Here is a 12,931-nt window from a genome sequence, read left to right on the forward strand (position 1 = left end):
TCAATAAGTTTGGGATGAGAAGGAAGACTTTTCATCCCACTAAAGCAATCTGTGTTATCTGACAACCCGATTTGCATTGAGAACGGCAAGTAGCGCCACCCCCACATCGGCAAATACCGCTTCCCAGAGGCTTGCGAGTCCGAATGCACCCAGGATGATAAAGAAGCCTTTCACTACCATCGCCATCACAATGTTCTGAATCACAATTCGGTGCGTCTTGCGCCCGATTTGAATCGCTTCAGCAATTTTGGACGGAGCATCGGTCATAATCACCACGTCAGCCGTCTCGATCGCGGCATCTGAGCCAAGTCCACCCATTGCCATCCCCACGTCTGCCCGTGCAATTACCGGAGCATCATTAATTCCATCGCCCACAAAAGCAACTTTTCCTTTGCCAGACTCACGTAAAATCTGCTCGATCGCTTCGACTTTTCCTTCCGGTAAAAGTTCCGCTCGATAGCCGCTCAAGCCGAGTTGTCTCGCGACACCCTCGGCAACGCTTTGATTGTCGCCTGTCAGCATGATGGTTTTCTCAACGCCGATTTTTCTCAGCGATCGAATTGCCTCGACTGCATCTTCTTTTAGCTCGTCTGCAATGATAATCCGACCTGCATAAGTCCCGTTAGCAGCTAGATGCACGACTGTTCCATCCACTTGACAGACATCATGAGCAATGTTTTCACGATGTAATAGTCGATCGTTGCCTGCAATCACAAGCTGATTCCCGACTTTTGCTTGGATTCCATGTCCTGCAATTTCTTTGTAGTCTTGAACTTGAGACTCGTCGGTTCCTTCGGAGTTGCGCTCTGCGCTAAACGCTTGACCATAAGCTGTCCGAATCGACTGTGCGACCGGGTGATTTGAATGGGATTCTACTTGGGCTGCCAGGGCGAGTAACTTCTCTTCAGTAAAGCCATTCTTTGGAATAATTTGAGCGACTTTAAACACCCCTTGAGTCAAAGTCCCCGTCTTGTCAAACACAACTGTATTCACGGCTGCGAGTGTATCTAAATAAGTAGAGCCTTTGACTAGCACACCTCGTTTTGCTGCACCTCCAACACCGCCAAAATAGCCGAGTGGAATACTAATCACCAATCCACATGGGCAGGAAATCACCAGCAAAACCAAAGCATTGTAGACCCAACGGAAGCGATCGACATCGGTTGGATTGTTCATGAACAATGGCGGAAGGATTGCCACTGCCAACGACAGAAACACCACAATCGGCGTGTAGATTTTGGCAAACTTGCGGATAAATTTCTCGGTTTCGGCTTTCTTGCTGCTGGCGTTCTGAACTAGCTCTAGAATTCGAGCGATCGACGATTCACCAAACAGCTTTGTGGTTTTGATGGTCAGCACACCGGATTGATTGATCATTCCTGCCAGGACTGTTTCTCCGGGCTTGACCGTTCGTGGAACCGATTCACCCGTCAATGCAGAAGTATCAACCTGTGAGTTACCGTCTAAAACTTCACCATCGAGCGGAACCTTTTCTCCAGGCTTGACGAGAATTGTGTCACCAATCTTGACCGATTCTGGAGAAACTTGTCTCACTTCTCCGTTGATTTTTAGATTGGCAGTATCGGGACGAACTTCTAAGAGGGCACTAATGGATTTCCGCGATCGCCCCACCGCAGATTCTTGAAACAGTTCTCCAATGCGGAAGAACAGCATCACCGCGACGGCTTCCGGCAGTAAGTGAATCGCGATCGCGCCCAATGTTGCGATCGTCATCAAGAAGTTTTCATCGAACAGTCGTCCTTTGAGAATATTACGTCCCGCACTGCTCAAAACGCCCCAACCGCTTAAGAGATAAGCCGGGATCAACACTGCGTATTCCGCGATCGAGTATGGCGTGTTGTGCAATTGCTGCTCAAAAATGAAGCCGACGAGGAATAAGACAACCACGATCGCAGTAACGATGATTTCCTGCTTGAGATCCCCACCGCCATGACTATGATCATGGTCATCATCGTCGTGACTGTGGCTATGACCGTCGTTGTGGCTATGTCCTGCGGTGTGGTCGTGAGCCGTTTTGTGCGACTGATGATCATGGTCGTCGTCGTGACCACAGCAGCTTGATTGAGTTGGTTTCCGTGCTTTCATTGAGTTTCCCTGGAGAGTACATTTTTGAATATCTGAGCAGAAATTCAGATGTTGCGTTAAAAAATCGACGGTTTAGACTTCAGAGTGAGAAAGATGCGCGTGAACCTCTTGATAGAGATTCAAAACATGATGATCTGCCAAACTGTAGTAAACGTTGCGTCCTTCTTTGCGATAGTTCACCAAGCGAGTTGCCCTGAGAACTCGCAGTTGATGAGAAACCGCCGATTCACTCATCTTTAGCGCTGCTGCTAGATCACAGACGCAGAGTTCTTGCTTTGCCAACGCAGACAGTAATCTCAACCGATTCGGATCAGCTAACACACCGAAGAATTCTGCCATGTGTTGCGCTTGCGTCATGGTTAGTAAATCTGGCTGAACTTGACGAACCTGATCGAGATGGACGATTGGAACTTCGCAATTCAAAAGCTCGGAGGATTGAGAAAGGTTACTCACGGCGGCTGACTTAGAATCAATTTAATATCTGAATACTTATTCAGATATTGGTTCAATATAGTCCAGATTACGATCTCGGATCAAGCTTTTTACGCAATTTCTGATCTCGATTCTGTTGCCATAATTTCTCTGCTCAAGTTAGACAAAAATTTCATCCGCGTTTCATCCCTACTGATTAAAGTAGAAATATCGCTGCACTGATTCAGGCTATCGCCTCAGCGCAGTTGTCACTCCTCACACACCCTGCTGAGAAAGCCTGAGCTTGTAGTTTCTACCCTTCAGGCTTTCTTCATTCATCAATTTCTCTGAAGGGAGCAAGCGGAAGCAAGAATTTCTGGTAGTCTATCCACACCAACGCTCTAAAGCCTGACCGGAGAACAATGGATCTGTTGTGGAAGCTTGTTAACTTTTCGTTTATCCCTGCCGTCATCATGCTTCTAGCAGGTGGTGCAGCTACCGTTCGCATTCCGGGACAAAATCTGCGGAGCGCTGTCTTACATTTTGCAGCAGGGGTTGTTTTTGCGGTCGTCTCGGCGGAATTTATTCCGGATTTAGTTCATGAGCATAAAATTGCAACGACCGCGATCGGGTTTACGATCGGAACCGCTTTGATGTTAGCCATTCGCTCTTGGACAAGTCGAGCCGAATCCGCCGAAAAAGAGCAATCCGGACGGCTACCCAGTGGTTTTTTGATGGCAACTGGAATTGATTTAGCGATCGATGGGTTGATGTTGGGCATCGGGTTTGCCGCAGGCGCAAAAGAAGGCATTCTGTTCACGGTTGCCTTGACGATCGAGTTGCTATCACTGGGAATTGCGACAACTGCGAATTTAACTGGAAAACGCATTCCACAGCGCAAGACACTAATCGTCCTTGCAGGTTTGAGCCTGCTGTTTGTGCTGAGTGCAGTAACCGGAGGATTATTATCTCAAGCATTTACTGGAGTAGCATTAGCAGGCTTGATTGCGTTCGGAACCGCAGCACTGTTATTTCTAGTCACGGAAGAGTTACTCACTGAAGCACACGAAATCGAAGAGTCGCCGCTGTTAACAGCGACTTTCTTTGCTGGCTTTCTAATGATTTTTCTATTAGAAAGCCAGCAAAGTAATTCATTTGATCACTGATTGGGGTGAAATTAGGCTTTTGAGATCCGGTGTAGCCAGAGGTAGTTCGATCCCTCCGGAGAACATTTCGATTGAATCAGTTGATTTGAGTAGTGCAAATTCTCGCCAGAAAAGTCATTGCGATAACCGGATTCAAACCATTCGCCAAACGGATCATTCACAAAGAAGCCTTTTTGGTCGTATCCTCGAATGACGATAATGTGACCGAAGCTAGTAAGGTAGCCATGAACGATGCAGGGCTTTCCTTGTGCGATTGCTCGTCGAATGTCCATCAAACTACCCCGCAGCGTCAGATCGACATTGAGTCCATACTCACGTCCCATTTCCGCTAAATCTCCCGGATCATGACGCGAAAGATTGCGGCTCTCTAAGTAGCGATACAGTTCATCTTCAAATTGCACCGCATTTGTTCGTTTTGGAATCTGAAAGTAACGCATCACCATTGCATAACAAGTGACGTTACAAGCCCCCATTGGATTCAACGCATTATTAAGCTGAGTGTGGTAAGGCACATTCAGTAACTTTGTTTTCGGCAGCCCTAGTCCTAAATCTGGAACTCTGGGAAGCTGGTTTGCGGTCTGGGGTGTAACAACTATGCCGCGTGGATTTACAAGCTGAATGTGCGGTGTGTAGACTGTCCATGTATTCTGAGGCGGATTACCTAAGAATTCGTCCAGAAGTGCAATGCGGAGATGATTTTGCTCGATCGCTTTCCAAGAATGGATCTCAAACTCAGTTCCGGCTGCGACAGCAACTTTTGACTGTGCTGGAAGTTGAGCCGAATTTGCGGTTGATTGCTTAAAAAAGGTGTTTTGGAGAACTTTGAGTTTCATGGTTTGATGCTTGACTGCCTGAGTAGATACCCACTGACTAATCCAGATTTCCCAAACATTGCTGTACTTTCTTGATCGCAATTTCTTTCTACTAAAGCTAGCAAAACTTAGAAAATTTCATCCTATTTTCATTGGTGCTTGCTATTCTCCTGGCTGTAGTAAGCTTTGAACAAGGCTCTAACCTACATTTGTAAAAGAATTACGATGTCACACAACCACGCTCACAGCGTTACGAACTACAATCGCGCTTTCGTGATCAGTGTTGCCTTGAACACTACCTTTGTCATCATTGAAGCTTTCTATGGCATTCTTGCGAATTCATTAGCACTCTTAGCAGATGCAGGGCACAATCTCAGTGATGTTTTAGGATTACTCCTAGCTTGGGGAGCAAGTCTTTTAGCTCAGCGGCAACCGAGTACACGATATACGTTTGGATTGCGTCGATCGTCAATTTTGGCAGCGTTCGCGAATGCAGTCTTTTTATTTATTGTGTCGGGCGGAGTCGGTTGGGAGGCAATTCAGCGCTTTCGTGATCCGGCTCCAGTTGAGGGAGATACAGTGATTATTGTGGCAGCGACCGGGATTGCGATTAATACCGTGAGTGCTTTGATGTTTCTGTCAGGACGAGAGCGAGATTTGAATATTCGCGGCGCATTTTTGCATTTGGCGGCAGATGCGGGGGTGTCACTGGGGGTTGTCTTGGCGGGAATTGCGATCGTATTGACGGGACAGCAACGGTTTGATCCAGCCACGAGCTTGATTGTGACGATCGTCATTGTCGTCAGCACTTGGCAACTCTTTCGCGATGCCTTGAGCTTGATAACCGATGCAGTTCCCGCAGGCATTGAACCTTTAGCCGTGCGAACCTATCTTTTAGAGCGTCCGGGCGTTACCGGAGTACACGATCTGCACATCTGGGCGATGAGTACAACAGAAACAGCCTTGATGGCTCATTTAGTCATACCAAATGGTCATCCGGGCGATGCCTTCTTAGCTGAGATTTATCGTGACCTGCATGAAAATTTCAGCATCGAACACGCAACCATTCAAATTGAATTGGGAGATTCAGGACAGCCCTGTGCGCTTGCGCCAGAGAATGTAGTTTAGTCAGAAATTAGAATGAAGATCGCATCATCGCCTCAACTAAACATTCTTACCGCTCAGGCATTTCACCTCACCGATTCACAGTTGACTTGAGTTTGCTTCATTTTTTCACTATTATTTCATTCCCAACCATCATGATTAAAGATATAGAACATGACATTAACACCTGTTCTACTTTATTTGCACTATGAATCAAACAAGTGATTCTCGCTGCTTATTTTTTGGTGATTTAGTCAGGACACTAGGAGTTTTATGATGAAGAGATTTGTTTTTGGTGCTGCTCTAGCGATCGGCATTGTATCCTTGGGTGCAGTTGCATCTGCAAATTCGCACGGTGTTTCGGCTGGAACCACTGGACAGTCAGTAATGCGCTCCTTGACTGGGCAGCGTAACCAATCCAGTCAACCAGTCAATCCACAAAGCAACACTAATCCAGATCAACCCTCATCTGTTTCTGTTGTTTCAACTCAAGAGTCTGCTGAAGCAAGCGGTAGAGGTTCTTGCACACTGCGACCTGTAACCGCAGGAGGACAAGCAAAAGAGGCATTAGCCGCTGTGCAAGCTTGTCCGAATCAGTAGACAGACTCTCTCAAACGCTTACCCTTAAACTCTTTTACAACTTAGGAGAATGTTCATGAAACGGTTTCTTTCGGCTGCAACCGCCACGATCGTCCTGCTTGCTTTTGGTACTGCCGCTCAAGCATCTGGAAGTGCAAAAGTACCTCATCTTGCAGGTAGCTCTGCTAATCTCAACAATGCTAAGTTTCAACCTGGAAGCTACTCGCTGAAAGTTCATGTGATGGGACAAGAAGTTTCAGCGTTGATGGTTAAAGCACAAGACTCTGTTCAACTCAGCCAAAACATTCAAGTCTTTGACCAATTCAACAAGCCCATCGCTGCAACCATTTCGATGAATGGAGAAACGGCAATGATCGCATTTGCCCAACCTGTGAAGCCTGACACTGTTCTTAGACTTGACTTGAAGAACGTTCAGAACCCCAATGCGCTGCCGACAGCTTTCTTCTCAGTCAGTAGTCAGGTCGTTGGACTCGGTTCTGAAATCGCTCTAGGAACTATTCAAGTCACAACACGTTATGGTCGCATCTAAGACGATCGCAAATTTCACACAGTTTTCATCAGCAGCAGGCAAAATGATGTACTAAGACTAAAACTTTGAATGAATGAGTTTTGTCTTTACACCAATTTTCATCTGGAGTTTCTTTTGTTGGAAACTTCAGATGTTTTTTTGGATGTTCTAAGCTGCGCGAGTCTTCCGAAACTCTGCAAATTTTCATCCTGTTTTCATCTTTATTTGTAAAACTGTTGACCAAGATAACCCGTGTGAGGGGGTTTATGGATACGGCTAATTCTGATTTGGTGCATCTCTATTTACAAGATATTGGACGTTTTCCACTGTTGAAGGCAGATCAAGAACTGCATTACGGGCAACAAGTGCAACTGCTTGTTCAACTTCAGCAGATTAGAGCATCATTGGTTGTTCAATTACAACGAGAACCGACGATCGCGCAATGGGCAACCGCAGCAAAGCAAACTGAAACAGAATTAACCGAAGCGATCGCGGTTGGAAGTCAGGCAAAACAAAAACTACTTGAATCGAACTTACGATTTGTGGTGTCGATCGCGAAACGCTACCAGAAGCGCAATGTTGACTTACTCGATCTGATTCAAGAAGGTTCACTTGGACTAGAACGAGCGATCGAGAAGTTTGATCCCGCAAAGCAATATCGATTTTCAACGTATGCTTACTGGTGGATTCGGCAGGCGATTACTCGCTATTTAGCTCTTTACTCGCGCACTTTACGGCTTCCTACTCATGTGACCGAAAAGCTGAACAAAATCAAAAAGGCTCAACGAACTTTAGCGCAGCAACTTGGGCGAACAGCTACCGTTTCGGAAATTGCTCAGGAAATTGATTTGTCACCAGAACAAGTTCGAGAATATTTAACTGTTGCGAAATATCCTCGATCGCTCAATCAGCCAATTTCTGAGGCTCAAGAAGCGGTGCTACAAGATTTGCTCGAATCTGAATATGCTTCACCCGAAGAGGATTTAACCCACACGATGCTGCAACAGGACATTCAATCCGCGCTTGATCGTCTTTCTGAGAGGGAACGAAAAATCCTCACTTTGCGATTTGGGTTGATTGATGGAGAAGCTTTGTCGCTGTCGCAGATTGGGACTCGGTTGGATTTGAGCAAAGAGCGAGTTCGGCAGTTGGAGCGGCAAGCTTTAGGAGATCTACGTCAACGATCGCAGTTACAGCTTTACCTCACGTCTTGAACGTCAAGCGTACTTTTGCAGAGGTTATATACGGAATTGCAAAGAATTCCGTATATAACGACATCAAACTTCAAGTTTTTTCATCCTACTTTCATCGCGCTATGAAAAATTGGTTAGGTGAGGCTGCTTTTCCCCTTGACCCTATCTGATAGAGGACTCTCTATGAAATCAATTCGCCGCTCCAAATCCTTGCTGTCGAGCCTTGTCTTCAGCCTATTCTTAGCAACGACTCCGACAATGGTGTTAGCAGGTCCGGGACACGATCACGGCGCTGGCAGTTTCAAAGAAGATGCACCTCAGACGGGCGGAGCCGTAAAGGTGGATGGCGAAACAGCAAAGCGAATGGGATTGAAAGTAGAGTCAGTCACTCGTCAGCGATTGCCGTTTGGAGTCCAAACGACAGGGCAAATTGAAACCCTACCCAATAAGCGAGTGCAAGTGACGAATCCGACCGGGGGAACGGTAATTCAGATGTTCGCTCAACCCGGAGATAAGGTACAAGCGGGACAAGCGATCGCACTGATTTCAAGCCCTGATTTAGCAACGTTGCGAACCGAAGCCCAAGACCGCAGAACGTCAGCCGTGGGGAGTGTACAGCAAGCCGAGGCTGATTTGAGACTGGCACAAAGCAACCTTGCTAGACAACGCACGATCGCGGATAAGGAAATTCAGCAAGCGAAATCCTCGTTAGATTTTGCGCGAGAAAGCTACACCAAAGATCAAGATCTCGCGAAACAAGGTGCCTTACCTCAACGCAATGCAAGAGAGTCTCAAACCAGATTTTCCCAAGCTCAGGCGGAATATTCGAGAGCCGAGAGCCGTTTACCCGTTTCGGAAGCGCAAGCACAGCTAGAACGCGCTCAGGCAGCCTTGGACACGGCACGATCGCAAGTTGAATTAAGCGGTCAAACCTACGAAACTCGCTTACGTCAACTGGGTGCAAATGCGAATCCTGACGGCACAATTACGGTGACGGCTCCAATTTCAGGAACAGTTGCGAGTCGCGAAACGACACCGGGAGAATCCGCTCAAGATGCAGGGAAAGTCTTGATGACGATCGTGGATAGTCAAGCAGTGATGGCAAGCGCGAATGTCTACGAGAAAGACTTAGAGAAAGTCTCCGAAGGTCAGCAGGTGCGGGTCACGGTGGCAAGCTTACCGAACAAATCATTTACCGGACGAATCAAAACCATCGGTTCAACGGTTGAGGGTGAAACTCGTGTCGTTCCAGTTCGAGCAGAACTCGATAACTCCAGTGGAATGCTCAAGCCTGGAATGTTTGCTCAAATCGAAGTCCTAACCGACAAAACTCCGGTTGCGGTGTTAGCGGTTCCACGTTCAGCGATCGTTGAAGTGAACAAAAAGAACACTGTTTATGTTCAAAACGGCAATGACTTCAAAGCCGTCGATGTTGAGCTAGGACGGACTTCTGGCGATTGGGTCGAAATTACTAAAGGACTATTTGATGGCGACATGGTGGTGACTCAACGAGCGAATCAGCTTCAAGCTCAGTCTTTACGCGGTAGTGGTGAAGCAGAAGGCGGACATAGCGAAGAGAAAGCTCCTGAAGCCACTAATTCTGCGCTCCCAATTCCAGGTTGGGCAATGGCAGCAGGCGGCGGAGTCATTGTGCTTGGAACCTTTTTCGGTGGAATGTATGTCGCAAGACGACGAATGCAATCGACGATCGCCCAGATGCAACTTGCCAATACTCATGGATGGGAGCATCCGCAAGTAATCGATGGAGAAGGTGGACATCCTGTGATTCCATTCAGAAAAATTGTTCACGATTCCGACGAAAAGAATCAGCGCGAAGAAGCTTAACCCTTAGTCCCTAACCTTTCAAAGATAGCTCTGTTATGTTAAATGCCATTGTGAAATGGGCGATCGCACAGCGCTGGCTCGTTGTGATTGGCGCGATCGTCGTTGTGTTCTGGATTGGGCGCACTGTCACCCAGATGCCGCTCGACGTGCTACCGTCATTCGCTCCCCCACAAATCGAAATTCAAACCGAAGCGCCGGGACTCGCCCCGGAAGAAGTCGAATCACTGATTAGTTTACCGCTCGAAAGCTCGATCAATGGTACGCCGGGAGTGACAACGGTACGATCGTCATCTGCTACCGGAATTTCTGTGGTTCGGGTAGTCTTTAGCTGGGGCACTGACATTTATAAGGCACGACAGCTAGTAACAGAACGATTGCAACTTGCTCAAAGTAAGCTACCTGAAGGAGCCGCAGCCCCGCAAATTTCGCCACCGACTTCGCCGATCGGAACTGTGGTGAAATATGCTTTTACGACTGACGGGCAGACTTCGATGATGGAGCTAAGACGAGCGATCGATTGGCAAGTCACGAATCGTTTGATGTCAGTTCCGGGTGTGAGTCAGGTGCTGGCATTCGGTGGAGATGAGCGACAGTTTCAAGTGTTAGTTGATCCGCAGAAACTCAAGGCATTCAATGTATCGCTGAATCAAATTTCTGAAGCGGTGAGAAGCTCAAATAGTAATGCTTCGGGCGGGTATTTAATTACATCTGATCAAGAAACATTAGTGCGAGGCATTGGGCGGATTGAGAATTTAGACGATCTAAAGCAGTCTGTGATTACTTCTCGCCAAGGCACTCCAGTACGATTGATGGATGTGGCAGAGGTGCAAATTGGGTCAGGAATCAAGCGTGGGGATGGCAGTCTTAACGGTCAGCTTGCGATTATTTTGATGGTGAATAAGCAACCGATGGCAGATACTCCCAGCGTTGCCCGTGGGGTTGAAGCTGCAATCAAGGATTTAGAACCTGGATTGCCGAAGGGAACGAAAGTCACGCGCACATTTCGGCAGGAAGAATACATTCAAACTTCAGTGGATAATGTGCGATCGGCATTAGTCGAAGGTGGGATCATTGTGGCAATCATTCTGATTCCCTTCTTGATGAATTGGCGAATTCTTGCAGTCTGTATCTCTGCCCTAACTTTGTCGTTATTGCTAGGATTATTAGCGCTGAGTCTACTCGGTCAAAGCTTAAATACGATGACATTAGGGGGATTAGCAGTCGCGATCGGGTCTGCTGTGGATGATGCGATCGTCTATGCCGAAAATGCGTTCCGTTGCCTGCGCGAAAATCGCCAATCATCAAATCCTCGTCCCGCTTTGGAAGTGGTTTATCAGGGTTGCGCTGATCTCACAGATTCTGTGTTTGGAGCCACCTTAATCACGGTTGTTGTTTTTGCTCCAATCTTTGCACTGACGGGGGTTGAAGGCAGCATTTTCTCGCCAATGGGAATTGGCTATCTAGTCACCGTTCTCGCCTCAAGTTTGACCGCAGTAACCATTACGCCCGCGCTTTGTGCATTGTTATTACCCAGTGGTCGTTTACCCAGTAACGAAACCTGGACAGCGCGATTTTTCAAACGATTGTATGAGCCGCTTTTAATTTTCTCAATGCGTCGATCGACTTTAATCATTGCCACTGCATTAGGGGTAACGGCGGCTTCATTCGCAATTATTCCTGGATTAGGTCGAATTTTCTTGCCAGAGTTTCAAGAGCAAACGCTCGTCAATACATTAATGCTCTACCCAGGTTCTTCGCTTGATGCCACCAATAAAGCGGGTTTTGTCGTTGAAGAAGCGCTGAAAAACGATCCGCGTTATAGCTATGTTCAACTCCGTTCCGGTCGTGCTTTAGGAGATGGAGACGCGGCGGGTGTAAATCTAGCTCACATTGACATTGGACTGAGCGAAGAAGGGATGAAAAATCGCGCTGCCAGTATGGAGAAAATGCGCGAAGAGTTTAGTAAAATTCCGGGCGCGGCTCCGAACATTGGTGGCTTTATCTCTCACCGAATGGATGAGGTACTCTCTGGAGTGAGAAGCGCGATCGCGGTGAAAATCTTCGGCGCAGATCTCGATCAGCTTCGCACAATCGGACAACAAATCGAAACCCAGATGAAGTCGATCGATGGCATTCTCGACTTACAGCTTGAGCCACAAGTGCCGATTCCACAAGTTCAAATTAAGTTCGATCGAGCTGCTGCTAGTCGATATGGTTTATCGGTTGGAGCATTGTCTGAAACGATCGAGACGGCTCTAAATGGGCGCGTCGTCTCTCAAGTTCTAGAGAATCAGCAGACCTTCGATTTAGTCGTTTGGTTGAAGCCAGAAGCTCGGAATAGTTTGGAGACGATCGAGAATCTATTAGTGGATACAGCAAACGGTCAAAAAATTCCACTCGCGCAAGTTGCCCGCGTTGTGAAAGGAACCGGACCGAATACGATCAACCGTGAGAATGTTTCTCGATTGATCATTGTGTCGGCAAATGTCAAAGGACGAGATTTACGATCCGTGGTCAATGACATTCAGGCAAAGGTGAAAGAGAACGTCCAATTGCCTGCGGGATACTTTGTCCAGTACGGTGGACAGTTTGAAGCTGAAGAACGTGCAAGCCAAAACATTCTCCTCTTTAGCGCGATCGCGTTCGTAGTGATCACGGTTCTGATGTATTTCTCAGTGAAATCAATTCCTTCGACGCTGATGATCATGGTCAACCTACCCATCGGCTTAGTTGGAGGTGTGATTGCGGTCGCGTTATCTGGCGGAATTTTGTCGATCGCATCACTTGTCGGATTCGTGACCCTGTTTGGTGTCGCAACTCGGAATGGGTTACTCCTCGTCGATAACTACAACGCTAAATTTGCAGAAGGAATGTCGTTCAAAGATGTCATTATCAAAGGCTCTCAGGAAAGATTGAACGCGATTCTAATGACTGCATTTACTTCAGCATTAGGATTATTTCCACTGATTGCTGAAGGTGGACCTGGTAAGGAAATTTTGCAGCCATTGTCGATCGTGGTTCTGGGTGGATTGTTTACCTCAACCGCATTGACCTTGCTCATGTTGCCTGCTTTGTACGCCAAGTTCGGTAAAGTGTTGTTTCCGAAGTCGTCTACCTCTACTAACCAGAATGATCCTCATACTGCGTTGGAAGAGATCAACAGTAATGCGTGATTCTGAATAAGTC

10 protein-coding genes are annotated in these 12,931 nt (G+C 47.1%); 7 read left to right on the forward strand and 3 right to left on the reverse strand.

Annotation, left to right across the window (positions count from 1 at the left end):
- Positions 1–54: 54 nt before the first annotated feature.
- Both J0L70_RS06740 and J0L70_RS06745 read right to left on the reverse strand, forming a co-directional pair.
- Positions 55–2,106 carry a heavy metal translocating P-type ATPase gene (locus J0L70_RS06740; protein ID WP_287453698.1) on the reverse strand — a complete coding sequence of 684 codons (2,052 nt, stop codon included), beginning with the start codon at positions 2,104–2,106 and terminating at the stop codon, positions 55–57.
- A gap of 72 nt (positions 2,107–2,178) precedes the next feature.
- Positions 2,179–2,559 (reverse strand): ArsR/SmtB family transcription factor, encoded by a 381-nt coding sequence (locus J0L70_RS06745; protein WP_287453699.1) that lies wholly within the window; start codon positions 2,557–2,559, stop codon positions 2,179–2,181.
- Positions 2,560–2,939: 380 nt separating this feature from the next.
- On the opposite strand from J0L70_RS06745, the gene J0L70_RS06750 reads away from it, so the two are divergent.
- Positions 2,940–3,683, forward strand: coding sequence for a ZIP family metal transporter (locus tag J0L70_RS06750; RefSeq protein ID WP_287453700.1), 744 nt, complete (start codon positions 2,940–2,942; stop codon positions 3,681–3,683).
- Between the two features lie 11 nt (positions 3,684–3,694).
- On the opposite strand, the gene J0L70_RS06755 is transcribed toward J0L70_RS06750, so the two are convergent.
- Complete coding sequence (locus J0L70_RS06755; RefSeq protein WP_287453701.1) at positions 3,695–4,516, reverse strand: C39 family peptidase; 822 nt, start codon at positions 4,514–4,516, stop codon at positions 3,695–3,697.
- Between the two features lie 204 nt (positions 4,517–4,720).
- Between J0L70_RS06755 and J0L70_RS06760 the strand changes: the two genes are divergently transcribed.
- The 6 genes from J0L70_RS06760 to J0L70_RS06785 all read left to right on the forward strand — a co-directional run bounded on the left by J0L70_RS06760 (position 4,721) and on the right by J0L70_RS06785 (position 12,918).
- The gene (locus J0L70_RS06760) at positions 4,721–5,623 is read left to right on the forward strand and encodes a cation diffusion facilitator family transporter (RefSeq protein WP_287453702.1); all 903 of its coding nucleotides are present in this window, start codon (positions 4,721–4,723) and stop codon (positions 5,621–5,623) included.
- A gap of 249 nt (positions 5,624–5,872) precedes the next feature.
- On the forward strand, positions 5,873–6,199 hold the full coding sequence (locus J0L70_RS06765; protein WP_287453703.1) for a hypothetical protein: 327 nt from the start codon (positions 5,873–5,875) through the stop codon (positions 6,197–6,199).
- A 55-nt stretch (positions 6,200–6,254) separates the two neighbouring features.
- Positions 6,255–6,728, forward strand: coding sequence for a DUF2808 domain-containing protein (locus J0L70_RS06770; protein WP_287453704.1), 474 nt, complete (start codon positions 6,255–6,257; stop codon positions 6,726–6,728).
- Between the two features lie 245 nt (positions 6,729–6,973).
- The gene (locus J0L70_RS06775) at positions 6,974–7,921 is read left to right on the forward strand and encodes an RNA polymerase sigma factor, RpoD/SigA family (RefSeq protein WP_287453705.1); all 948 of its coding nucleotides are present in this window, start codon (positions 6,974–6,976) and stop codon (positions 7,919–7,921) included.
- Positions 7,922–8,083: 162 nt separating this feature from the next.
- Positions 8,084–9,745: an efflux RND transporter periplasmic adaptor subunit gene (locus tag J0L70_RS06780; RefSeq protein WP_287453706.1), complete on the forward strand. Its 1,662-nt coding sequence runs from the start codon at positions 8,084–8,086 to the stop codon at positions 9,743–9,745.
- 35 nt (positions 9,746–9,780) lie between these two features.
- Positions 9,781–12,918, forward strand: coding sequence for an efflux RND transporter permease subunit (locus J0L70_RS06785; protein ID WP_287453707.1), 3,138 nt, complete (start codon positions 9,781–9,783; stop codon positions 12,916–12,918).
- The last annotated feature ends 13 nt before the right edge of the window (positions 12,919–12,931 follow it).

The sequence above is a fragment of the Leptolyngbya sp. UWPOB_LEPTO1 genome (assembly GCF_017302695.1).
Taxonomy (GTDB): Bacteria; Cyanobacteriota; Cyanobacteriia; order Leptolyngbyales; family Leptolyngbyaceae; genus Leptolyngbya; species Leptolyngbya boryana.

Excerpts from the sequence above, each read along its gene's own strand:
- J0L70_RS06740 (WP_287453698.1), bottom strand. The coding sequence starts at position 2,106 with ATGAAAGCACGGAAACCAACTCAATCAAGCTGCTGTGGTCACGACGAC.
- J0L70_RS06750 (WP_287453700.1), top strand. The coding sequence starts at position 2,940 with ATGGATCTGTTGTGGAAGCTTGTTAACTTTTCGTTTATCCCTGCCGTC.
- J0L70_RS06755 (WP_287453701.1), bottom strand. The coding sequence starts at position 4,516 with ATGAAACTCAAAGTTCTCCAAAACACCTTTTTTAAGCAATCAACCGCA.
- J0L70_RS06760 (WP_287453702.1), top strand. The coding sequence starts at position 4,721 with ATGTCACACAACCACGCTCACAGCGTTACGAACTACAATCGCGCTTTC.
- J0L70_RS06765 (WP_287453703.1), top strand. The coding sequence starts at position 5,873 with ATGATGAAGAGATTTGTTTTTGGTGCTGCTCTAGCGATCGGCATTGTA.
- J0L70_RS06770 (WP_287453704.1), top strand. The coding sequence starts at position 6,255 with ATGAAACGGTTTCTTTCGGCTGCAACCGCCACGATCGTCCTGCTTGCT.
- J0L70_RS06775 (WP_287453705.1), top strand. The coding sequence starts at position 6,974 with ATGGATACGGCTAATTCTGATTTGGTGCATCTCTATTTACAAGATATT.
- J0L70_RS06780 (WP_287453706.1), top strand. The coding sequence starts at position 8,084 with ATGAAATCAATTCGCCGCTCCAAATCCTTGCTGTCGAGCCTTGTCTTC.
- J0L70_RS06785 (WP_287453707.1), top strand. The coding sequence starts at position 9,781 with ATGTTAAATGCCATTGTGAAATGGGCGATCGCACAGCGCTGGCTCGTT.